19 protein-coding genes are annotated in these 22,340 nt (G+C 67.6%); 4 read left to right on the forward strand and 15 right to left on the reverse strand.

What is annotated here, in order from left to right; all coding sequences use genetic code 11:
- Positions 1-38: 38 nt before the first annotated feature.
- A complete protein-coding gene (locus tag ABD714_RS04770; RefSeq protein ID WP_344811112.1) occupies positions 39-305 on the reverse strand; it encodes a metal-sensitive transcriptional regulator in 267 nt (88 codons plus the stop codon).
- On the reverse strand, positions 305-715 hold the full coding sequence (locus tag ABD714_RS04775) for a DUF302 domain-containing protein (RefSeq protein ID WP_344811113.1): 411 nt from the start codon (positions 713-715) through the stop codon (positions 305-307). The genes ABD714_RS04770 and ABD714_RS04775 overlap by 1 nt, the downstream gene beginning before the upstream one ends.
- Before the next feature lie 246 nt (positions 716-961).
- On the opposite strand from ABD714_RS04775, the gene ABD714_RS04780 reads away from it, so the two are divergent.
- Complete coding sequence (locus ABD714_RS04780) at positions 962-1,429, forward strand: DUF1801 domain-containing protein (RefSeq protein ID WP_344811114.1); 468 nt, start codon at positions 962-964, stop codon at positions 1,427-1,429.
- Between the two features lie 237 nt (positions 1,430-1,666).
- Here the strand turns inward: ABD714_RS04780 and ABD714_RS04785 are convergent, their stop codons facing one another.
- Entirely contained in the window at positions 1,667-1,894 is a 228-nt protein-coding gene (locus ABD714_RS04785; protein WP_344811115.1) for a hypothetical protein, read from the reverse strand.
- Between the two features lie 783 nt (positions 1,895-2,677).
- Between ABD714_RS04785 and ABD714_RS04790 the strand changes: the two genes are divergently transcribed.
- Positions 2,678-3,601, forward strand: coding sequence for a NosD domain-containing protein (locus ABD714_RS04790; RefSeq protein ID WP_344811116.1), 924 nt, complete (start codon positions 2,678-2,680; stop codon positions 3,599-3,601).
- A gap of 214 nt (positions 3,602-3,815) precedes the next feature.
- On the opposite strand, the gene ABD714_RS04795 is transcribed toward ABD714_RS04790, so the two are convergent.
- The 7 genes from ABD714_RS04795 to ABD714_RS04825 form a co-directional block, all read right to left on the reverse strand.
- Positions 3,816-4,274: a hypothetical protein gene (locus tag ABD714_RS04795; protein WP_344811117.1), complete on the reverse strand. Its 459-nt coding sequence runs from the start codon at positions 4,272-4,274 to the stop codon at positions 3,816-3,818.
- Positions 4,275-4,531: 257 nt separating this feature from the next.
- On the reverse strand, positions 4,532-5,125 hold the full coding sequence (locus tag ABD714_RS04800; RefSeq protein WP_344811118.1) for a GNAT family N-acetyltransferase: 594 nt from the start codon (positions 5,123-5,125) through the stop codon (positions 4,532-4,534).
- Positions 5,126-5,514: 389 nt separating this feature from the next.
- On the reverse strand, positions 5,515-6,732 hold the full coding sequence (locus ABD714_RS04805; RefSeq protein ID WP_344811119.1) for a nitrate/nitrite transporter: 1,218 nt from the start codon (positions 6,730-6,732) through the stop codon (positions 5,515-5,517).
- 18 nt (positions 6,733-6,750) lie between these two features.
- Positions 6,751-7,506 carry a respiratory nitrate reductase subunit gamma gene (gene narI / locus ABD714_RS04810; RefSeq protein ID WP_344811120.1) on the reverse strand — a complete coding sequence of 252 codons (756 nt, stop codon included), beginning with the start codon at positions 7,504-7,506 and terminating at the stop codon, positions 6,751-6,753.
- The gene (narJ, locus tag ABD714_RS04815) at positions 7,506-8,153 is read right to left on the reverse strand and encodes a nitrate reductase molybdenum cofactor assembly chaperone (RefSeq protein ID WP_344811121.1); all 648 of its coding nucleotides are present in this window, start codon (positions 8,151-8,153) and stop codon (positions 7,506-7,508) included. Before narJ ends, narI begins: the two co-directional genes overlap by 1 nt.
- The gene (gene narH / locus ABD714_RS04820) at positions 8,150-9,838 is read right to left on the reverse strand and encodes a nitrate reductase subunit beta (protein WP_344811122.1); all 1,689 of its coding nucleotides are present in this window, start codon (positions 9,836-9,838) and stop codon (positions 8,150-8,152) included. Before narH ends, narJ begins: the two co-directional genes overlap by 4 nt.
- 79 nt (positions 9,839-9,917) lie before the next feature.
- The gene (locus ABD714_RS04825) at positions 9,918-13,658 is read right to left on the reverse strand and encodes a nitrate reductase subunit alpha (protein WP_344811123.1); all 3,741 of its coding nucleotides are present in this window, start codon (positions 13,656-13,658) and stop codon (positions 9,918-9,920) included.
- Positions 13,659-14,187: 529 nt separating this feature from the next.
- Here ABD714_RS04825 and ABD714_RS04830 point away from each other — a divergent pair.
- A complete protein-coding gene (locus tag ABD714_RS04830) occupies positions 14,188-15,240 on the forward strand; it encodes a cytochrome P450 (protein WP_344811124.1) in 1,053 nt (350 codons plus the stop codon).
- Positions 15,241-15,372: 132 nt separating this feature from the next.
- Here the strand turns inward: ABD714_RS04830 and ABD714_RS04835 are convergent, their stop codons facing one another.
- From ABD714_RS04835 to ABD714_RS04855, 5 genes are all read right to left on the reverse strand, one after another.
- The gene (locus tag ABD714_RS04835; RefSeq protein ID WP_344811125.1) at positions 15,373-15,975 is read right to left on the reverse strand and encodes a pyridoxamine 5'-phosphate oxidase family protein; all 603 of its coding nucleotides are present in this window, start codon (positions 15,973-15,975) and stop codon (positions 15,373-15,375) included.
- A complete protein-coding gene (locus ABD714_RS04840) occupies positions 15,972-17,228 on the reverse strand; it encodes a globin domain-containing protein (RefSeq protein WP_344811126.1) in 1,257 nt (418 codons plus the stop codon). The genes ABD714_RS04835 and ABD714_RS04840 overlap by 4 nt, the downstream gene beginning before the upstream one ends.
- Before the next feature lie 40 nt (positions 17,229-17,268).
- A complete protein-coding gene (locus tag ABD714_RS04845) occupies positions 17,269-17,517 on the reverse strand; it encodes a cupin domain-containing protein (RefSeq protein ID WP_344811127.1) in 249 nt (82 codons plus the stop codon).
- Between the two features lie 1,033 nt (positions 17,518-18,550).
- Positions 18,551-19,291, reverse strand: a complete 741-nt coding sequence (locus ABD714_RS04850) for an aspartate/glutamate racemase family protein (protein WP_344811128.1) — start codon at positions 19,289-19,291, stop codon at positions 18,551-18,553.
- Positions 19,292-19,293: 2 nt separating this feature from the next.
- On the reverse strand, positions 19,294-20,817 hold the full coding sequence (locus ABD714_RS04855) for an NCS1 family nucleobase:cation symporter-1 (protein ID WP_344811129.1): 1,524 nt from the start codon (positions 20,815-20,817) through the stop codon (positions 19,294-19,296).
- A 136-nt stretch (positions 20,818-20,953) separates the two neighbouring features.
- On the opposite strand from ABD714_RS04855, the gene ABD714_RS04860 reads away from it, so the two are divergent.
- A complete protein-coding gene (locus ABD714_RS04860; protein WP_344811130.1) occupies positions 20,954-22,339 on the forward strand; it encodes an NAD-dependent malic enzyme in 1,386 nt (461 codons plus the stop codon).
- Position 22,340: the final 1 nt, after the last annotated feature.

Consider the following 22,340-nt stretch of genomic DNA (forward strand, 5'->3'; position numbering starts at 1 on the left):
GCCGTCGGCAGTCCCTGCCGGGCCGGAGTCAGGACGTGTCAGGCGAGAGAGAGGAAGAGCTTCTCCATCTTCTTCGTGTCGAGGCTGTCGGCTCCACCGTCTTCGGTGAGGCACTGCTTGAGACCGGTGGCGATGACGGCGAAGCCGGCGCGGTCGAGGGCGCGGCTGACGGCCGCGAGCTGGGTGACGACTGCTTCGCAGTCCTGCCCCTCCTCGAGCATCCGGATGACGGCGTTGAGCTGGCCCTGGGCGCGCTTGAGCCGGTTGGAGAGGGGCCGGACCGTGTCGGGCTGCAGCTGGACCATCACCGGTCCTCGGTCGATCGGGCCGCCAGGCTCGCCAGAGCGGTCGTGAGCCGCTGGGTGGCGTCGTCGGCCACCCCTTGCAGCGCGGGGTTGTCGGTCATCGACACCATGGTCTGGGGGTCGACCGCCTCGACCGCCGTGGTGGACGCGTCGAGGGCGCGCACGACGACGTTGCACGGGAGGAGCAGCCCGATCGACGGCTCTGCCTGGAGGGCGGCCAGCGCGAGCGGGGGCCGGCAGGCGCCCAGGATCACCTGGGCCGGCACATCGGCATCGAGCTTGGCCTTCATCGTGGCCCTGATGTCGATCTCGGTCAGGATCCCGAATCCCTGATCGCCCAGGGCGGCCTTGACCCGGGGGACGACGGCGTCGTACGGCTGCTGGACGGTGGTGCTGAGCGCGTAGCCCATGGCTCTCTCCTCTGTTGCGGGCAATACCCAGGGGGGTATACCGGCTCCAGACTAGCCGATCGATTGAAGGCCTCCCAGCCACGCTCGTCGGACGGGCCAGATGGAGACGTCTGGCCACCCGCGCACGGTGCGCGCACGAGCTCCCGACCTGCAGCCGCCCCAGCCGGCGGTACGTCAGCTGTCCAGACGACCACTCCGTGTGCTCAGGCCCGATGAGATCGCGGCGACCGGTCGGTCTCAGACAACGTGAGCGACAGCGAGGCTCGGACCAGAACGGGCAGTGACGCCACCTCGGGGGGCCGGACCAGAGCCCGAGGACCGGCGAAGGCACGCTACCGGGACGTCGCAGCCTTCCTCGACGATCTCGATGCACGCCAACGCGGGATCGTCGAAGCGCTTCGTGCGCGCATCAAGGACGTAGGGCCGCAGCTGCACGAGCACGTGAAGTGGAACTCACCGACCTACACCCTCGATGCCGTCGACCTGATGACCGTCAACGTGCAGAACCGGCAGCGACAGGTGCAGCTGATCCTGCATCGTGGCGCTCAACGACCCGAGGATCGGAGCAGACCTGCGATCCTCACCGAGGATGAAGGACTGGTCCGCTGGCTGTCCGACATTCGCGGCGTGATCACGTTCCCGGATGCTGACACCGTGGCGCGCGAGGATGCCGCGCTGCGTCGGGTCCTCGAACGCTGGATGCACCTGGCCTAGCCCGTTCTTGCCGATGAGTCGGTTGAAGGTGAGGGAACCGCCAAGATAACCTCCCCATCAGCCCGCTCGCCGCTGCAGCTCGCGATCGGCGCCTCATCGGTACGGCTCACACCGACCGTCACCGACGATTGCGTGCGTCGAGCGCCATGACGGTCGCGGCACCGTCAATGTGACAACAGGTGGCAGAGACCAATCGTGCTGTGTGCTTGCATCCCGGGTGGTGAGCGGCTCATCTGGTCAGCGGTCGCGTCGGGAAGCGACGATGATGGCCGCAGCCAGAAACACTGATCCGAGGATGCTCAGCACCGCGGTGATCACGGCTGAGTTGTCGCCCACCCAGGCCCGCAAGATCGCTTGTCCGACGGCGGAGACCAGAAAAACAACCGCAATGACGACTAGCACGGCCGGATCCTGCAGCCTCGTGCGAATGGTCGCCAGCGCACCCGAGATAGCGGAGTCGTGCACGAAGTCCTCCTCTCAGAGGCCGGCCGGACTCTCCGGGCCGATCTTCCTTGCCACTTGAACGGTAGGTGCGCGTGCGCCGACCCAGTAGGGCCTAAGGACTTCCCGCGCCGGGACACATTGCCTACCGGGGACCGTCAGAGTCGCGGGGCGTTGAGGGTGCAGCGAGCCTGTTGACCTGGTCGGTGATCTGGCCGCCGAGCCAAGCTGCGCAGGTGGTGAGGTCTCAGCCGCGTTGTTCGGAGAGCAAGCGAGTTCGGGGGAGATCAAGGCGTAGACCACGTCGACGGCCTGCGGGGTGTCAAGGTTGGCGCCGGGCAACCAGGCCAGCAGCTGACGGGTGCCGTTCAGTCGTTCCGTACGGGTCTGTGCGAGCAGGTCGGCCAAGTCAGGCGTATGTGGCGTGTGAGGCGCTGCGCCATGCCGCCGCCTGCTGCTGGGGGCATGCACGCCGCGTCCGCGGCCGCCTTTCCGTGTGTCGGCGGATGTGCAGGAGTACGCGTCGGCCGCCATCAGTGCTGGGCAGCGCCGGGCGAGAGTGAGTTCCGGCGCCGATGCCGGCAGCGGCAGGGTCTCCCTACGGTGGTGAACACCAACCAACCGGCGGTAGGAGAGGGCCAGCGCCGGACTGTCCTACACCAAGGTCTGAGCGAGACAGAACGCGTTCGATCATGTTCAGGCTCAGCCCCGGGAGCGCACGGTCGCCGACACGATGGCAGCGGCGTGCCGGCACAGGCCAATAGACCCAGCACGTGATCACGAACACGTCAACGAAAGGAACTGATCATGCCCACCACCACAACGCCTCAAAAGCGCCAGCGCACAGGCCACGGGGCTGCCGCGGCCGGCATCGTGACGGCTCTTCTCGCCATCGCACCGAGCGGGACAGCGCTCGCAACCCCGACCGTCTCGGATGTGCAGCTGACGTGCGGCAGCGTGATCACCGAGAACGTGCGGCTTACCCGCGATCTGGTCGGCTGTCCCGGCAACGGCTTGATCGTCGGCGCGAACGACGTGGACATCGACCTCAACGGACACCTGGTCTCTGGTGTTGGTCCGTTTGTCAGCCTGTCCGGCATCGACATCGACGCGTACGAGAACGTGCGCATCAGGAACGGCCGGATAAGCGACTTCAGCCGAGGCGTCCTCGGGTACGACGCCGACGCTGCCCGCGTCGAGCGGGTGACGATCACGCGAACCCTGGAAGGTGTGAACTTCGAGGAGTCGACCGCTGTCAAGGTGACGGGCAACCGGCTGGTGGGCAACCGAGAGGGCATGGTGCTCCGCCGCACGGAGAAGGTGACGGTCGCCGGTAACCTGGCAGTCAACAACGACACCACCGGCATCACCGACATCGACTCTCGAGAGAATCTGCACACCCGCAACCACGTCGCGGGCAACACCTTCGACGGGATCGCTCTCGAATCCGCAGTCAACACGGTGGTGATCGACAACGTCGTACGCCGCAACGGTATCGACGGCATCGACGCAGTAGCTGGGTCTGGCGTTCGTTACGTCGGCAACCGCGTGAGCCACAATGACGAGAACGGGATCAACGATTCCGGCGACGGGACCGTCTGGCGGCGCAACAGCGCCAACCACAACGGCGCGGTCGGTCTGCGCGCCGACGGACCCGGCCACATCGACGCCGGCGGCAACCAAGCCCGCGGCAACGGAGAACAGGACTGCCTCGGCATTCGCTGCCGCTGACGGCGACGACTCCGCGACCAACGCTCTCGGCCGGCAGGACTCACACGTGCACCCTGAGTCTGCCGCTGAGGTTTCTGTCAGCCGTCCACCCTGAGCAGCGAGCCAGATTCCCGGTCAGCGCTCCGCACCTGGCGGATCCGCATCGTCGTATGTCCCGCTCGATGACGATGCCCACTTCGAGGGGTCAGCTGCACCCGGACGGCTGAATCGCGCGTCAGGGGCTGATGAAGGCGGCCGCCAGGGTCGCGCGGACCAGCTCGAGGTCACCTCCGCTGCCTTGCCCGGCGATCAGGCCGATGATCGCGCCCTCGTCGAGGCGGGCTATGGCTACCACTTGCTGCACGGTGGGCTGCACTGTGCTCGCGCGTGGTTCGACGAGGGATTTCCCGAGGCTGGGGTAGTTGTCGCCGCGGTCCAGCACGACGATCTGCACTGTGCGGTACCCGTCGCCATTCGGTTCCCACTCCACCTCGCCGGTGAGCACGTAGGTGCCGGAGACGGGCAACCGAATCCGGTCCTTCTTCCCGTTGACCGGATGCATCCTGGCCGTGTCGAACACGGGGTCGTCGAACTCGACGAGAACGAACTCGGCGGAGCTCAGGCGGACTTGGGTGTCGTCTTCGACGCGCACCGCCGGCAGCGGGGAAGCCTGTTCAACGCGTGGGCTGTTCATGCCTCACTCTATCGACGGCGGCGGCGCCTCGACCGATGACGGCCCGCTCCGCCGCAGGTGGGCCAGACCGTCGTGGTGATGCCACCTCGAGGGTGGTCGCCGGTCCGACCCCGGAGGTCAGACGACCATGGTGAGGGCCACGTCGGGCTGAATGCCGACGACCGTGTGCTGGACGCCTCGACGTCGAGCCGTGGGGCGCAGTTGACCAGTAGGTGGGCGGTGAACCAATCCACCAGGTCACGAGCGGCGACGTCGGGTCAGGGCTGTGGGAGCAGTGTGGTGAGGTCTGGCCAGGCGTAGATCCGCTCGGGCAGGAGGTCACCGTCTTCGTCGAAGAGGCGTTCTCCCTCGGGATGGCCGCCGAGTGCCTCGTAGAAGCGCTGCGCGTCGACGTTGGTGGCGATCACGCCGATGTGGAGGGTCCGGACGCCCATGGTGCCAAGCCGGGTGGCGAGTTGTTGGAGCATTTGTCGTCCGAGGCCGTGACGTTGATGATCGGGGTCGACGTACAGCGACCCCACCTCACCTGTGGAGCCAGTCGGGTCGTTCGCGGCGACGGCCGCCGCGGCGACCGCGACCAGGGATCCGGCGGGGTCTTCGGCGACCAGATAGCACGCTTGGGCGCCGCCCGGGTCGGCGTCACGGTCTCGGAGGTGCCGCTCCCAGCCGGCGGCTGAATCCTCTGGGGTCCACGAGGCCCGCCGCCGATGCCAGGCTCCCGCTGGGATGTGGGCGCGATGCGCCCGTAGCCAGGTCGTCACCATCAGCTCACCCATGGCTGGCGCATCGAGAACCTGAGCGTCACGGATCAGGACCGCGCCCGCCTTCTGCGATTGATCCGTCGCGACCACCTCCACGGTTCTGGGCGGATGGGCGGGACGGCGTGTGGCAGGCCCAGCAACCGACCAGAACACTACGGTAGTTCGGTGGTAGGCGTGGTCCATGAGCCCGTCTGACTGCGCTGATGCCGGTTACCTGGAGAGGGACATCCGAGACGTGCAGAGATGGCGCTGACCTCCGTCGACGCGCCAGGGGAAGTCGTCCGAAGACAGTCCTGAGCTGACGGTGGGAACCCTCCGCATGGGAGCGGATGCGGTGCGTCGCCATCGCAGCACCGAAGCCTCTCGCCGCCTTGTCCGAACGCTCGACCACAGGCACGGGGTCGTCGTCATAGGGCGGCCTATCGGACAGCAGCCAGGCACGGATGTGCTCTGTCTGGCGTCTGTCGTTCCCCTGCGGTTTAAGCTGCGGTCGTTTGCTTCTTCTTGATCCCGAAGATCGTGTAGGCCAGCGTGGCAACGGCGGTGACGGAGAGCAGGATCAGCCCGATGGTGTAGCTGTGGTCCTGTTCGTCGTAGGTGGCTCCCATCACCAACGGCGGGAAGTAGCCACCGAGGCCGCCGGCGGCACCGACGATGCCGGTGACGGTTCCGACCTTCGCGGGCGGGGCGAGCTGGGCCACCCAGGCGAAGGTGGCCCCGGTGCCCAGACCGAGGAACACCGCCATCAGCACGAAGGCGATCCCGGCCGGGATCTCCGGCGGCAGCTTCAGGGCGATCACGATCGCCATCACCGCCGCACCGGCCAGCGAGACGATCATCACCGCCCGCGGCCCGACCTTGTCGGACAGGATGCCGCCGACCGGTCTGGCGATCACGGCGGCGATGGCGAAGCCTGCGGTCCGGGTGCCGGCCCCGGTGAGGTCGAAGTCGTAGACGTCCTTCAGGTAAGTCGGCAAGTAGGTGGAGAAGGCCACGAAGCCGCCGAACGTGACCGCGTAGAGGAACGCCATCTGCCAGGTCACAGTGAGCCTGGCCGCGGCCGCGAGCTTCGGGACCACCGGGTCGGTGTTCGGCGACCAGAGGGGGGAGTCGCGCATCATCAACCAGACGATCACCCCGACGACGGCAAGGGCGATCGCGATGGACACGTAGGTGGCGACGTAGCCGATCGACTGCACCATCCGCGGGGTGAAGAACGACGAGAGCGCGGTGCCGCCCATGCCCGCGCCGAAGACGCCGGTGGCGAAGCCGCGGCGGGGCTTCTCATACCAGGCGTTGACGAAGGGGATGCCGATGGCGAAGGTGGTGCCGGCGATACCGAGGAGGAAGCCGAAGGCCAGCAGCAGGGAGTAGGACTTCAGCGTTCCGGCGAGGCACACCAGCAGCACGGGCACGCTGGAGGCGAACAGCATGATCGTGAACATCACCCGACCGCCGTACCGGTCGGTGAGTGCGCCCACGGGAATGCGGCCCAGCGAGCCGACGAGCACGGGCATCGCCACCAGCAGGGACTTCTGGGTGGCACTGAGCCCGAGCTCGGTGCTGTAGCGGACGCCCAGCGGGCCGATCAGGTTCCAGGCCCAGAAGGTGACGGCGAACGCCAGCAGGGCCAGAAGGAGGTTGCGGGTCTGGGCAGACTTCTCGATCGTCGGTGTCGACGGGGTGGCAGCGGTCATGTCGCTCCGTTCAGGCGGTCAGGGGGCACCGCGGCTGCGGTCTCGGGTGCCCACCGGGTCCCAGCCGCGGTGCCCTGGAGTGGCGCCGGGGCGGGGCCGGTCGTCGCGACTGCGGTAGACGATGTAGGGCCGGAAGAGGTAGTGGAGGGGGGCCGTGAAGGCGTGCACCAGGCGGGTGAACGGCCACAGGCAGAACAGCAGCATCCCGATCAGCACGTGGATCTTGAAGGCCAGCGGCGCGGCGGCCATCGCGGTGACGTCGGGCTGCAGGATGAACACCGAGCGGAACCAGGGAGACACCGTCTCCCGGTAGCTTGGCCCGTGGTCCGGCGCCACCACGCTGAGCACGGTGGTGGCCAGCCCGGCGATGATCGCGGCCACCAGGACGACGTACATCAGCTTGTCGTTCCTGGTGGTGGCCATGAAGACCGGTCCGGTGGTCCGCCGCCGGTAGATCAAGATCACCACACCGACCAGCGTGGCGATCCCGGCGACCGAGCCGAGCGCCAGGGCGTTCAGGTGGTAGAGGTGCTCGCTCACCCCGATCCGGTCCGTCCACGACTTCGGGATCACCAGACCGACGAAGTGACCCACGATCACCACCAGGATGCCGAAGTGGAACAGTGGCGAGCCGATCCGCAGCAGCCGCGACTCGTACAGCTGGGAGGACCGGGTGGTCCAGCCGAACTGGTCGTAGCGGTAGCGCCAGATCGTGCCGCCCACCAGCACCGCCAGCATGAGGTAGGGGAGGACTCCCCACAGCAGCACGTCCATCAGACGTTCACCGGTTTCAGTGGCAGCAGCCGCGGATCGGCCGGCTCCAGTCCCACGGTCTCGGTCGGAGGCCCGGCCGCGGCCATCGCCATCACGGCCTTCCGGTCCCGGGGCGATGGTCCCGGCAGGGTGGCACACACCGCTGCGACCACGCCGGCGTACGGGGTGGCCTTGTCGACCAGGGCCAGCCGGAGCAGCTCGAGGCTGCGCCGGAAGTCCTGCAGCAGCTCGGCTCCGTCTCGCGGGTCCACCCGGGCGGCGTACTCCAAGATCAACGGCAGGTAATCGGGCAGCTCGCCGTGGGTGTCGACGAGGAAGCCGGAGCGGCGGTAGCGCTGCTTGATCGTCATCAGGGTCTCACCGCGTCGGCGGGTGTCGCCGTCGGTGTAGTACGACAGATACAGCGTGTGCCGTCGGGACAGGTCGAAGATCTCGACGTAGTGGTTCTGCACCGCTGCCGCGGCGGTCGTCGCCCAGAAGTCCCACACGGCGTCGAAGTCGGCGGCACGACCCGGGGCCGCGTCGGTGAGGGCTGCGCGGATGAGACCTTCTCGGCCCACCACCTCGTCGTCGGGGTAGCCCAGCACCACGGAGGCGGCCTGCCAGACGACCCGGTCCGACCGGTCGATCCTGTCGGAGCCCCTCATGCCTGGCTCTGCCTCTCCGTTGTCGCGTTGGGGGACGACGGGAACATGCCCGGTGGGGATCCGTTGCCGTCCCAGTTCAACAGGTTCACCCGGCCGCGCAGCGTCTCGTCGGAGGTGGCGCTGTCGGAGGTCTGCCGCTGCTTGAGGGCGTGGAAGGTCTCCACCGCCACCGGTGTGGATCGACCGCTGGCCTCGCCGAACGGCCCGGACTCACCCATCTCGTACGGTCCACCGTCGAAGTCCAGCGAGCAGCCCATCTCCTCCAGGTCGTGGGCTTGCTCGACGTGGGCCTTGGGGATGACGTAGCGATCCTCGTACTTGGCGATGGCCAGCAGCCGGTACATCTCGTAGACCTCCTGGCTGGTCATGCCCACCGCGGCGGCGATCGACTCGTCGGCCGTCCGGCCCAGCGTGGCGTTGCGCATCTGGGCCCGCATCGCGGCCAGGGTGGTGAGGACCCGCTCGACCTCGCCGGTGTCTCCGGCGGTGAACAGCTCGGCCAGGTACTCCAGCGGGATCCGGAGCTCGTGGATCGCGCCGAACAGGACGTCGGCGTTCTCCGCGTCGTGCCCCTGGTCGCGGAGCAGGTCGACGACCGGGGACAGCGGGGGGATGTACCACACCATCGGCATGGTCCGGTACTCCGGGTGCAGCGGCAGTGCCACCTTGTACTTCTTAGCCAACGCGTAGACCGGCGACCGCTTCGCCGCGTCCAGCCAGTCGGCTGGGATCCCCTGCTGGCGGGCGTTCTGGAGGACCTCCGGCTCGTTCGGATCCAAGATCACGTCCAGCTGAGCGGCGTAGAGGTCCTTCTCGTCCGGGGTGGCGGCGGCACCGGTGACCGCGTCGGCGTCGTACAGGAACAGACCGAGGTAACGCAGCCGACCCACACAGGTCTCCGAGCAGACGGTGGGTAGCCCGACCTCGACCCGGGGGTAGCACATCGTGCACTTCTCGGCCTTGCCGGTCTTGTGGTTGAAGTAGATCTTCTTGTACGGGCAACCGGTTATGCACTGGCGCCACCCTCGGCACCGGTCCTGGTCGACCAGCACGATGCCGTCCTCGGACCGCTTGTAGATCGCGCCGGACGGGCAGGACGCCATGCAGGACGGGTTCAGGCAGTGCTCGCAGATCCGCGGGAGGTAGAACATGAACGTCTTCTCGAACTCGAACTTGATCTTGTCGTTCGACTCCTGCCGGACCTTGGCCACGATCGGGTCCAGGTGGCCGAGCTCGCTGGTGCCCCCGAGATCGTCGTCCCAGTTCGCCGACCAGGTGATCTTGGTGTCCTCGCCGGTGATCAGCGACTTCGGTCGGGCCACCGGGAAGTCGTCACCGAGCGGGGCGTCGATCAGCGTCTGATAGTCGTAGGTCCACGGTTCGTAGTAGTCCTTGAGCTCCGGCTGCACCGGCGAGGCGAAGATGCCCAGCAGCTTCTTCAACCGACCGCCGGCCCGCAGCTTCAGCCGGCCGCGGCGGTTGAGCACCCAGCCGCCCTTCCACTTCTCCTGGTCCTCGTACCGCCGGGGATAGCCCTGCCCAGGCCGGGTCTCCACGTTGTTGAACCAGACGTACTCGGTGCCCGACCGGTTCGTCCACGCCTGCTTGCAGGTGACCGAACAGGTGTGGCAGCCGATGCACTTGTCCAGGTTCATCACCATGCCCATCTGAGCCATGACGCGCATCAGACTGCCTCTCCCGTCGAGCTGGTGTCGTTGTCGTCGCTGCTGTCCCTGTCCCTGCGGTCACTGTGCGAACTGAGCATCAGTACTGCACCTCCTGCGACCGACGACGAATGGTGGCCACGAGATCACGTTGGTTGCCGGTGGGCCCGAGATAGTTGAACGCGTACGACAGCTGCGCGTACCCGCCGATCAGGTGGGTCGGTTTGACCAGCAGCCGGGTCACAGAGTTGTGGATGCCGCCCCGCCGACCTGTCTTTTCCGACTTCGGCACGTCGATGGTGCGCTCCTGGGCGTGGTGGACGTAGACCACCCCGGTCGGCATCCGGTGCGACACGATCGCACGTCCCACCAGCACGCCGTTCGCGTTGTGGCACTCCATCCAGTCGTTGTCCTTGACGCCGATCGCGTCGGCGTCCGCTGGACTGAGCCAGACCGTCGGTCCGCCGCGGGACAGCGAGAGCATGAACAGGTTGTCCTGGTACTCGGAGTGGATGGACCACTTCGAGTGCGGTGTGAGGTAGCGGACCACGACCTGCTTGGCGCCGTCCGAACCGAGCTCCGGTTCCCCGAACAGCTTGTGCATGTCCAGCGGGGGCCGGTAGATCGGCAGGGCCTCGCCGAGATCGCGCATCCAGTCGTGGTCCAGGAAGAAGTGCATCCGCCCGGTCAGGGTGTGCCACGGCTTCAGCCGCTCGACGTTGACCGTGAACGGCGCGTAGCGCCGACCACCGGTCTCCGAGCCGGACCACTCCGGCGAGGTGATCACCGGCACCGGGGCCTGCTGGGTCTGGGCGAAGGTGATCCGCTTCTCCTCCGAGCCCTCGGCCAGATCGTGCAGTGGCTTGCCGACTCGACGCTCCAGGCTTCGGAAGCCTTGGGTGGCCAGCTCGCCGTTGGTCGTGCCCGACAGCGTCAGGATGGCCTCGGCCATCTTCTGGTCAGTGTCGATGGCGGGTCTGCCGTCGGCGGTTCCGCCGAGCATCACCCCGCCCGACTCGGCCAGCCGGGCGAGCTGCGCCTCCAACCGGAAGGTCACGTTCTTGACGGTGAAACCGAGCTTGTCGGCGAGCGGGCCGATGCTGGCCAGCTTGTCGGCGATGGCGGTGTAGTCACGTTCGACCAGCTGCAGCGCCGGCATCGTCTGTCCAGGGATCGGCCTGACGTCCTCGCGAGCCCAGTCGCGCACGACCCCACTGGGCTGTGCCGTCTCTCCCGGGGTGTCGTGCTGGAGGGGCACGGCGACCAGGTCGTGGCGGGTGCCGAGGTGGGTCTCGGCCTGCTTCGACAGCTCGCGGGCGATGAGGTGGAACATCTCGAAGTCGCTCTTGGCCTCCCACGGCGGGTCGATCGCCGGGGTGAACGCGTGCACGAACGGGTGCATGTCGGTCGAGGACAGGTCGTACTTCTCGTACCAGGTGGCGGCCGGCAGCACGATGTCGGACAGCAGGGTGGTCGAGGTCATGCGGAAGTCGGCCGACAGCAGCAGGTCGAGCTTGCCCTCCGGTGCGTCCTCCCGCCAGGTCACATCACGTGGCCGGACGTCTTCGCCGCCCTCGGTGGCCATCACGTTGCTGTGGGTGCCGAGCAGGTGCTTCAGGAAGTACTCGTTGCCCTTGGCCGAGGAGCCCATCAGGTTGGATCGCCACAGGGTCAGGGTCCGCGGCCAGTTCTCCGGGGCGTCGACGTCGGCGATCGACGGCGTGAGTGTGCCGTCGACGAGTCGGTTCGCCACGTACGTCGCCGCGTCGGGGGCTTCCCCGGCGTCGACTGCCGCCCTGGCCTGGTCGGCCAGGTCCAGTGGGTTCGCGTCGAACTGCGGGTAGAACGGCATCCAACCCATCCGGGTCGACTGGGCGATGGTGTCTGCGGTGTGCATACCGGTGAAGCTGCCCTCTGCCAGCGGGGAGGCGAGGGCGTCGGCCTGGTAGCCGTCGAACCGCCACTGGTCGGTGTGCATGTACCAGAAGGCGGTGCCGATCATGGTCCGTGGTGGCCGGGACCAGTCCAGCCCGTTGGCCAAGGAGATCCATCCGGTGATCGGGCGGCACTTCTCCTGGCCGACGTAGTGGGCCCAGCCGCCGCCGTTGCGGCCCATCGCGCCGGTCAGGATCAACAGGCTGAGGATGGACCGATAGGCGGCGTCGGCGTGGAACCACTGGCAGACGCCGGCTCCCATGATGATCATGGACCGGCCTTCGGACTCCTCGGAGTTGTGGGCGAACTCGCGGGCGATCCGGATGCACGCCTCGGCCGGCACGCTGGTGATCTCGGCCTGCCAGGCTGGGGTGTAGGGGCTGGCCGCGTCGTCGTAGCCGGTTGGCCACTCGCCCGGTAGGTCCGGGCGGCCGACACCGTACTGGGCCAGCATCAGGTCGAACACGGTGGTGACCAGGCGGCCGTTGACCCGGGTGACCGGCACCCCGCGGCGCAGTACGCCACCCTCACCGCGAGGATCGGAGAAGTGCGGCAGCAGCACCTCGGCCGTCTCCGGGCTGATCTTGGCGTCCCTCAGCGAGAGCGCCGGGACGACCCCTTCGAGGTCCAGGTTCCACTTCCCCTCACCCGACGCGGCGTAGCGGAAGCCCAGGGAGCCGTTCGGCACCCTCGCCTCGCCCGTGGCGGCGTCCAGCAGCACGGTCTTCCACGCGTCTTCGGGGTCGGTTGAGGCACCCTCGGAAGCCAGGTCCGCGGCGGTCAGGAACTTGCCCGGCACCAGGCCGCCGTCGGGAGCGGCGGCAGAGACCGGGGCCTCGGTGAGCGTGATCAGGAACGGCAGGTCGGTGTACTGGCGCACGTAGTCGACGAAGAACGGCACCCGGCGGGCCACGAAGAACTCGTTCAAGATCACGTGGCCCATGGCCATGGCCAGGGCGGCGTCGGTGCCGGCCTGGGCCGGCAGCCACTCGTCGGCGAACTTGGTGTTGTCGGCGTAGTCGGGGCTGACGGTGACGACCTTCGTCCCGCGGTAGCGCACCTCGGCCATCCAGTGCGCGTCCGGGGTCCGGGTCACGGGGACGTTGGAGCCCCACATCATCAGGTACGTCGCGTCCCACCAGTCGCCGGACTCGGGCACGTCGGTCTGATCGCCGAACACCTGCGGGCTGGCCACAGGGAGGTCGGCGTACCAGTCGTAGAACGATGTCATCACCCCGCCGATCAGCTGGGTGAAGCGGGTGCCGATGCAGTGCGACACCATCGACATGGCCGGGATCGGGGAGAAGCCGGTGCACCGATCGGGGCCGTACGTCTTGATCGTGTGCACGTGCGCGGCGGCGGCGATCTCCACCGCCTCCTGCCACGAGGCCCGGACGAGTCCGCCCTTGCCGCGGGCCTGGTGGTAGCGGCGGCGGCGCTCGGGGTCTCCGACCACGTCGGCCCAGGCGAGCACGGGGTCGTGCAGCCGGGCCTTCGCCTCGCGGTACATCTCCAGCAGGACGCCGCGGACGTACGGGTAGCGAACCCGGGTGGGGGAGTAGGTGTACCAGGAGAACGCCGCGCCCCGTGGGCAGCCACGGGGTTCGTACTCGGGCCGGTCCGGGCCGACCGACGGGTAGTCGGTCTGCTGGGCCTCCCAGGTGATGATGCCGTCGCGGACGTAGACCTTCCACGAGCAGGATCCGGTGCAGTTCACGCCGTGCGTGGAGCGGACGACCTTGTCGTGGCTCCAGCGGTCGCGGTAGAAGACGTCACCGGCCCGACCACCCTTGCGGAAAGCCACGCGGCCGTCAGCGGACTCCTCCCAGCGGCTGAAGAACTTGCCGATGGAGAGCAGGGCGTCGGACGCGGGACCGTCGACCCCCGGTGACGGAGGGGAAGCCATGGCACGAAACTAACGGTGGGTATTGGAGTAAGTACAGGCTCACATCGCATCACAGGACTTTGGTCCCGAGCGAGAGGTTCTGTTCATCTTCACGGATCTGGGGCCCACCGAAGTGTCCTTTGCGACAACCGCCAGTTGCTGCAAACCAACTTCAGCAGCCCCCTCGACTCAGTTCTCCTCCGCGTCCGTCGGGCGAGCTGCACACCAGCCGATTCGTCGTTGTGCTTCCGGGGTCGGGCACCAGTGCAAGCCCCCACACAATCCAGTTCGGCGGCAGCGCAAACTCCAGTTCGGCGGCAGCGCAAACTTCGCAGCGCCATGCTGCAACGGCGGGGGAGACCGGACTGCCGCGGCACGATTCCAGCTCAGAACCCTGCCTGCCACCAGGCACGATGGCTAGAGTCGATTGAGTCGGCGTCCGCCGGCCAAGATCGGACTCGATATGACTGATCACATTCCCGATGAAGTCTTACCGGCCGGCCGGGACCTGCGTGCCTACACCGACGAGCTGCGACCCGACCATCCCGTGGTGCGCAATGACCGTGGGGAATGGGTGCTGCTGCGTCATGACCTGGTGCGGCGTGCGGCGCTCGATGATCTGAGCTTCTCCAGCGAGGTGTCCCGGTTCCTGCAAGTCCCCAACGGGCTGGACGGTTCCATGCACACCGAGTTCCGGGAGGCACTGGACCCGTTCCTGGCCCCGGCGGCGCTGGCGCCGCACCGAGCGGAGTTCGAACGGATCGCCGCCGCTCTGGTGAGGTCTATGCCGCGGGGCGCCTCGGTGGAGGCGGTCGGGGAGATCGGCGCCGCCTTCGCGGTCCGAGCGCAGAGTGCCTGGCTGGGTTGGCCCGCGGAGTTGGAGGGTCGGCTGCTGGCGTGGATTAAGGACAACCACGCGGCCACCCGCTCCGGCGACCGGGTGCGCACCGCCCGGGTAGCAGAGGAGTTCGACGACATCATCCGGTCGGTGCTGGCACGACGGCGCGCCACCACCCTGATTGATGTCACCGGCGAGCTGCTTCGGGTCCGTGTGCACGGGCGCGAGCTCGTCGACGCCGAGATCGTGTCGGTGCTGCGGAACTGGACCGGCGGCGACCTCGGCTCCATCGCATCATGTGTCGGGGTACTGGTGCATCACCTGGCCAGCCGTCCAGAGCTCCAGTCGCGGCTGCGCGAGGGCGTATTGGATGCTGAGCTGGATCTCGTCATCGACGAGGTGTTGCGAATTGACGACCCGTTCGTGAGCAACCGCCGGGTGACGACCCGTGCGGTGGACCTCGGTGGGGTCCGGCTGCCGGCAGGAGCGCCCGTGAAGCTGCACTGGACCTCAGCGAACCGCGACGATTGTGTGTTCAGCGATCCCGACGCCTTCGATCCCGCCGGTCATGCGAGCGACAACCTGGTCTACGGCGTCGGACGCCATGCCTGCCCCGGCCGGCTGCTCGCCACCCTCGAGCTGCGCATCGCGGTCCGGGCGCTGCTGGCCGGCACGACGAGCATCACGCTCGACCCCAACCGGCCAGCCGAGCGGGAGGTGGCCCCGGTCGGCGGCTGGGCCCGTGTGCCAGTGCTCCTGAACTGATCTGACTAGAGTCCTTCGTGATGGTTCGGTGGTACGCACGACCAGGGCTTGGCCACGAACTGAGGCGCACGGTCAACAAGATCGCGGAGCGCTCCACGGCCGCCAGCGCGTGTTGAGCCGGCGGGGTTGCCATCAGTTCGCCGGCGGTTCCTTCCCAGGCGTCGCCGCCGGTCGTGGGGGATGATCGGCCAACACCAACTGCGTCGCCTCCGTCGGGCTCTCGTGGTCGGCCGGCTCAAGACAGGCCACCGAATGGGGACACCACCGTTCTGTCTGGTGTACAGAATCGTTGCCTGTGGTGTCCCTGACGGACTCGTTGCTCATGGCGGATCGTGCAGGAGCTGACGTCCGGATTCGTCTCGGTGTGATCTGGATGAAGAGGTTGCGGATGCCGGCAGCCCATGGTGCGACCCCGTCGACGGTCCAGAACTGCACCAGGTTTCGAGGCTCCTCGACCGCTTGGGCCTGCCCTTGGACCACGATGCTCCAGCCGAGCCGTTCGTTCTGGTCGAGTTCGTCAACCTCGAGGGCGGCATCGTGCGCGTGGATGAGTTCGGCCAGCACGCCGAAGGGAGAGGTGCGGAACATGACAGTGCCTTCGTGGTACGCGTAGGAGACCGGCAGAATCTGTTGCCCGTCCGAGGACTGCCAGGCGACCCGGCCGACGTGGGAGGCCTCCAGCAGCTCGATGCATCGTTGCCGGCTCATCTCGACAAGGCGGCGCGGTTGACTCACGTGGGCACCGGTTCAGCTTCGGCCGGAATCTGCGCCGCCCACAAATCGGGACCGAACACTTCGTAGCGGATGCGTGATGCGGGCACTCCACGGGCCAGCAAGGTGGACCGGACATGCCGCATGAAGGGCAACGGGCCGCAGGTGAAGACCTGCACCTCGTCCGGGAGCGGGATTTCGGTCAGGTCCATGAAGCCCTGGTGTGATCGAGAGTTGTCCGGGTCGAGAGTTTCGTACCAGGAGTAGGCGGTGAAGTCGTCGAGCTGGCGACCGACGTGAAGCACAGTCTCGCGTAGTGCGTGGTCTTTCGCGGTCCGGTCAGCGTGGGCGACGATCACGGGCCGTTGCGGTTGGGTGCGGGCGAGGTGTTCGACGATGGGGAGGACGGTGGTGATGCCGGCGCCCGCACTGGCCAGCAACAGGGGGCTGTCGGAGGGCTGGACGACGAAGTCGCCGGCTGGGGCGCTGACCTCGAGCATGTCGCCGACCTGGACGCCGTCGTGAAGGTAGGACGACACCTGGCCGTCCGGGGCGCCGTCCAGGCCTCGGACGCGGCGGACGGTGATCTGCAGACGGGTCTCCACGCCGCTGGAGGAGACGGTGTATTGGCGCGGTTGACGTGACCCGTTGGGAAGATTGACGAAGACCGACACGTACTGGCCGGGAGCGATCGGCGGGAGGGGGCCTCCGTCAGCCGGTTGGAGCACCAAGGAGATGACGTCAGCGGTCTCTTCGATGCGACGGACGACGCGGTAGGGCCGCAGGGGTGCGCTTGGGTCGATGCTGGCTAGCTGGTAGTAGCGGGCCTCGGTGGCGATGAGCTGGGTGGCGAACAGCCAGTACACCTCGTTCCACGCCGCACCCACCTCCGGGGTCACCGCCTCACCCAGCACGTCGCCGACCGCGCCCAGCAGGTAGCGGCCGACGATCGTGTACTGCTCGGGTCGGATCCCCAACGAGATGTGCTTGTAGGCGATGCGTCTCATCACGTGCTCGAACGAGGGAGCCGACGGGTCGACGAGCTGGACGGCGTAGGCGACCACCGACGCCGCCAGTGCACGGCTCTGCTCCCCGGTAGCCTGATTGCCCTGGTTGAACACCCGGAGCAGCTCCGGATGCGCCTTGAACACGGACGGATAAAAACGTGCGGTGATCTGTTCGGCGTGCTCGGCGACGACACTGGCTGTTGCCTCGACGACGGCCTTGGCCTCCGGTGAGAGCAGAGACTGACGGTTTTCCTCGACCGTGGTGGTCACAGGTGAGCTCCTTGTGCGTTCGCGAATGAGGCAGTGCGGTTCAGAGGGTCTTGGCCACCGTCAGCAGGACGGCGGAGTCTTCGACGGCCTCCAAGCTGTGTGTCGAGTCGGGGACGATGATGAGGTCACCGGGAGAGCCGTGCCACTCGTTGTTTGCGGCGACGAGTGTGACCCTGCCGTGGAGGACGTGGACGGTGGCCTCGCCCGGATTGGCGTGGTCGTCGAGGCGGCGGCCACCGAGGATGGCGATCAGCGTCTGCCGGAGGGCGTGGTCGTGGCCGCCGTACACGGTCGACGCGCTGCGGCCACTCGTGGATGCTCGGGCGATCGCGAGCTGTTCACGCGCAAGGGCGATCAACGACAGTTGTTGCATCAGTTGTCTCCTGTCCAGGAAAGGATGTGTGGGTCACTTGACGCGTTATAGGCCGGTCGGTGGCTCGATGGTCTGATTTCCGACATGGTCGAACCGACCCCTGATCACGGCTGCAATCTCTGACACGCCATCCCCTCCAGTACACAACTCGCACCTCGATGGGACGAGCGATCCTGCTCCTGCGATCAGCAGACCGCGTATCACCGCGACCTACTAGAGCAACTCGGGCAAGACTGAGGGCCAAAGGTCCCCTGTCTTCGGGAGGCCGGCAGCTGGTCGGCACGTTCTTCGTGACTCGCGACAACAAGGACGCCTACTGGCCCGTGCAGCGAGAGCTCTGTCGCGGCGGCCCGCGACCCGATGGTTCGATGAGGCAGTGGCGACCCGCGTACGACCGGCCGGTGACTTTGACTACGAACAGCACGGGACGGGCTACGCCTCCGTCCGGCGGCCAGATCCCCGGATCGAGGCTCTCGTGGAGTCTGCGCTGGGGGGACAGCCGCACTGTGCTCAACGTCGGCCCTGGCGCCGGGTAGAACGAGCCTTCGAGCCGGTACGCGCTGGCGGTCGAACCATCAGCGACGATGCGTGCTCAGCGGCCCATCGAGGCAGCGCCAGCTGTAGACGTGACTGCTGAGCACCTGACATACGGCGTCATATCGGACGGCGGGTGCGCGGGGCGGCGTCCTGGTGCAGCACCGCGTCTCCGCCTCGGGCCCTCTCGACTGCGGTCAGGGGCTGTTGTCGACGCTAGCCAGCGTGGGCGACCGCGCTAGGTACGACCGGGTACGGGATCGAACCACGCGCCTCGTACATCCGGTCCCCGCCGCGCTGAACAGATCGGTTGGCGCCGGCGAGTCACGTCCGGCGGTGGGATGCGCGGGGACAGGGACCGGATGCCGCCGGCGAGCCAAGAACGGTCATCCCGGCCCGCCGGCGCCCCAGAGTCTCAGCGGGTGATCGGCCAGCCGGTCATCTTCTTCGGCCGCGCCGGTGCGTAGGTCCGTACCTTCGAGGTGCTCAGGCCGAGGCGTACGAGTGACTCCGCGACGGTGACGGCGGCAGCGACACCGTCGACCACGGGGACACCGGTGCGCTCCCGGACCGTCGCCTCCAGCTCGGCCATGCCGCCGCAGCCCAGCACGATCACCTCCGCGTGGTCGTCGCGGACCGCGGCTTCCGCTTCGGCCACGATCGCGTCGACGGCCCGCTCGGGCTCGGACTCGAGCTCGAGCACGGCCATCCCGCTCGACCGGACCGAGGCGCAGCGCCGATCCAGACCGGCGAGCAGGAGCCGGTCCTCGATCAACGGTACGGCTCGGTCCAGGGTGGTGACGACGCTGTAACGGTGTCCGAGGTACATGGCGGTGGAGGCGGCCGCCTCGGTGATGTCGACCACGGGCACGTCGAGCAGCTCCTGCAGGCCCTCGCGGCCGTGCTCGCCGTACCCCGCTTGGATGACCGCGTCGTACGGCTGGTCGTAGGACAGGACCCGGTCCATCACGGCGACCGCGGCCAGATAGCTCTCCAGGTTCCCCTCCACCGACTCGGCACCGAACCGGGGAGTCAGGGCGACGATCTCCGTGCCGGGTGCGGCGACCCGGCGGGCCTGTTCGCCGATGCCGGCGGTCATGGACTCGGTGGTGTTCACGTTGACGACGAGGATGCGCATCTGGGTGGTGCCTTCCATGATCAGTGGGTGCTCTCGATCGCGATGGCCTCGCCGGACACGTCCTCGTAGCTCCGGCTGCGGTCGGCCAGCACGAAGTAGATCACTGCTCCGAGACCCGCCGCGATGAACCAGGAGAAGGAGGAGAAGGCCCGCAGGGACGGGGCGAACGCGAAGACCAGCGAGATGGTCGCCGAGGGGATGAGGGCGCCGATGGCCCGCAGGTTGATCCCGCGGCTGTAGAAGTAGGTGCCCTGCGGATTTGTGGTGTAGAGCTCGGGGACGTTGATCCGCTGCTTGCGCAGCAGCCAGTAGTCGGCCATCACGATGCCGAAGAGGGGACCGAGGAAGGCGCCCAGGCCGCCGAGGAAGTAGACGATCACCACGGGGGAGTTGTAGAGGTTCCAGGGCAGGATGACGAAGCCGAGGATCGCGCTGACGATCGCGGCCCGCCGGAAGTTCAGGTGCCGGGGAAGCAGCGCGGCCAGGGCGAACGAGGGCGCCACGAAGTTGGCCATCAGGTTGACCGCGATGGTCAGGATCAACAGCGAGACACAGGCGAGCACCAGCATCGGGGTGCTGCCGATGGACTCGACCACGTCGGTGGGGCTGGCGATGACCTTGCCGTCGATCGCGAGCCGGCCGCCGGCCAGGACGACCACGATGACGCCGAAGAACAAGGTGTTGACGGGGATGCCGAAGAGGTTCCCCCAGACGATGGACTTCGTGGTCTTGGCGCTTCGGGTGAAGTCGCAGAAGTTGAGCACGAAGGTGCCGTAGATCGCGACCCACAGGGCACCCCCGCCGAGGATCTCGCGCCACATCTCACCACCCTCGACGGCGTCCGGCGGCTGCCAGACGATCTCGCCTCCGGAGACGGAGAGCACGTAGGCGGCCAGGACGACGAAGGTGACCAGGATGACCGGGCCGGCGAAGGCCTCGTACTTGCGGATCATCTCCATGCCGTAGCAGGCGATCACCACCTGGATCAGCCAGAGCACGGTGAAGCAGGCCCAGCCCAGCACGGTGAGCCCGAGGAACGTCGTCTCGGCCAGCGGTTGGGTGGCCGGGACCAGCGCCATCACCAGCACGTTGCCGACCAGCGAGGCGAGGTAGGTCTGGATGCCGAACCAGACGATGGCCACGCCGCCGCGGATCAGGGCGGGGATCTGCGCGCCGCGGATCCCGAAGCTGATCCGGCTCATCACCGGGAACGGCACCCCGGTCTTGTAGCCCATGAAGCCGGACAGGCACAGCAGCACGAACAGGAAGGCCGAACCGACACCGAGGGCCAGCAGGATCTGCCAGGTGCCCAGTCCCAGCGCGAACAACCCCATCGCGAAGGAGTAGTTCCCCAGGCTGTGCACGTCGTTGGCCCACAGCGCGAAGAAGTTGTACGCACTCCACGTGCGGCCCTCGCGCTTGGTCGGGGCGAGGTCGTGGTTGTACAGGCTGGGGTCGACCCCGCCGGGGAGGGCCTGGTCGAGGGTGCCACGGTGGTGCTCGGGAGTCCGCGAGGCGCTCACGTCCGAGAGGGGGCTAGGCATCCTGCTCCTTTCCGCATTGCGACAGTGCAATTCCGCTAGGACCGATCCTGCCCGTCGCAGGCGCGTCGGTCAAGGTTGCACTTCCACGAAGTAGAAGTTAGAATCCACCAAACGGAATAACTTGAGGAGTTCCAGAATGGCCAGCAGCCCCAGTCCCGGTTACTCGATCACCCTCCGCGTCGCCGTCAGTCCCAGTGCGGGCTCGACCACGGACCTCGCGTCGGCGGTCGCCGAGACCGGCGCAGCGGTGACCGCGCTCGACATCGTGGAGTCCAGTCACGACGTGATCGTCGTCGACGTCACCTGCAACACGGTGAACGAGGAGCACGCGCAGAAGATCTCCGAGGCGCTGGATGCCCGTCCGGGGACGACGGTCCGCAAGGTCAGCGACCGGACCTTCCTGCTGCACCTGGGCGGCAAGCTGTCCGTCGAGCCCAAGGTCCCCCTGAAGAACCGCGACGACCTCTCCCGGGCCTACACCCCGGGCGTCGCGCGGGTCTGCCTGGCCATCGCCGCCAACCCCGAGGACGCCCGTCGGCTCACCATCAAGCGCAACACCGTGGCCGTGGTCACCGACGGCACTGCGGTGCTCGGTCTGGGCGACATCGGCCCCGCCGCGGCTCTGCCGGTGATGGAGGGCAAGGCCGCCCTGTTCAAGCAGTTCGCCGGTGTCGACGCCTGGCCGGTCTGCCTGGACACCAAGGACACCGAGGAGATCATCAGCATCGTCAAGGCGCTGGCCCCGGTCTACGGGGGCGTCAACCTGGAGGACATCTCGGCTCCCCGCTGCTTCGAGATCGAGCGCCGGCTGCGGGACGAGCTGGACATCCCGGTGTTCCACGACGACCAGCACGGCACGGCCATCGTCGTGCTCGCCGCGCTGATCAACGCTTTGCGCGTGGTGGACAAGAAGATGGGCGAGGTCAAGATCGTCGTCTCCGGTGTCGGTGCGGCGGGCAGCGCGATCATCCAGCTGCTGCAGGCCCAGGGCGCCGAGCACATCGTCGGGGTGGCCCGCTCCGGCGCGATCCACGGTGGGCAGACCTATACCGACGAGCACCGGACGTGGATCGCCGAGAACACCAACGCCGAAGGCTTCTCCGGCACCCTGCACGAGGCGCTGGTCGGGTCCGACGTGTTCATCGGGGTCTCCGGACCGAACCTGTTCGGGGCCGAGCAGGTCGCGACCATGGCCCCGGGGGCGATCGTGCTGGCCCTGGCCAACCCCGACCCGGAGATCCTGCCGAACGAGGCCGCCAAGCACGCCGCCGTGGTCGCCACCGGCCGCAGCGACTTCCCGAACCAGATCAACAACGTGCTCGCCTTCCCCGGGCTCTTCCGCGGTCTGCTCGACGCGGCAGCCTCGGACATCACCACGCCGATGTTGGTGGCCGCCGCCGAGGCGATCGCCAACTGCGTGTCGGAGGACGAGCTGAACCCCAGCTACATCGTGCCGAGCGTCTTCGATGCTCGGGTCGCTCCTGCGGTCGCCGAGGCGGTCGTCCAGCAGGCCCACTCCTGAC

This window comes from Microlunatus aurantiacus (genome assembly GCF_039536605.1).
Lineage (GTDB): Bacteria > Actinomycetota > Actinomycetes > Propionibacteriales > Propionibacteriaceae > Microlunatus > Microlunatus aurantiacus.

What these genes read in the sequence shown, in the direction of transcription:
- ABD714_RS04770 (WP_344811112.1), bottom strand. Translation starts at nt 305, where the DNA reads ATGGTCCAGCTGCAGCCCGACACGGTCCGGCCCCTCTCCAACCGGCTC.
- ABD714_RS04775 (WP_344811113.1), bottom strand. Translation starts at nt 715, where the DNA reads ATGGGCTACGCGCTCAGCACCACCGTCCAGCAGCCGTACGACGCCGTC.
- ABD714_RS04790 (WP_344811116.1), top strand. Translation starts at nt 2,678, where the DNA reads ATGCCCACCACCACAACGCCTCAAAAGCGCCAGCGCACAGGCCACGGG.
- ABD714_RS04795 (WP_344811117.1), bottom strand. Translation starts at nt 4,274, where the DNA reads ATGAACAGCCCACGCGTTGAACAGGCTTCCCCGCTGCCGGCGGTGCGC.
- ABD714_RS04805 (WP_344811119.1), bottom strand. Translation starts at nt 6,732, where the DNA reads ATGACCGCTGCCACCCCGTCGACACCGACGATCGAGAAGTCTGCCCAG.
- narI (WP_344811120.1), bottom strand. Translation starts at nt 7,506, where the DNA reads ATGGACGTGCTGCTGTGGGGAGTCCTCCCCTACCTCATGCTGGCGGTG.
- narJ (WP_344811121.1), bottom strand. Translation starts at nt 8,153, where the DNA reads ATGAGGGGCTCCGACAGGATCGACCGGTCGGACCGGGTCGTCTGGCAG.
- narH (WP_344811122.1), bottom strand. Translation starts at nt 9,838, where the DNA reads ATGCGCGTCATGGCTCAGATGGGCATGGTGATGAACCTGGACAAGTGC.
- ABD714_RS04825 (WP_344811123.1), bottom strand. Translation starts at nt 13,658, where the DNA reads ATGGCTTCCCCTCCGTCACCGGGGGTCGACGGTCCCGCGTCCGACGCC.
- ABD714_RS04850 (WP_344811128.1), bottom strand. Translation starts at nt 19,291, where the DNA reads ATGGAAGGCACCACCCAGATGCGCATCCTCGTCGTCAACGTGAACACC.
- ABD714_RS04855 (WP_344811129.1), bottom strand. Translation starts at nt 20,817, where the DNA reads ATGCCTAGCCCCCTCTCGGACGTGAGCGCCTCGCGGACTCCCGAGCAC.
- ABD714_RS04860 (WP_344811130.1), top strand. Translation starts at nt 20,954, where the DNA reads ATGGCCAGCAGCCCCAGTCCCGGTTACTCGATCACCCTCCGCGTCGCC.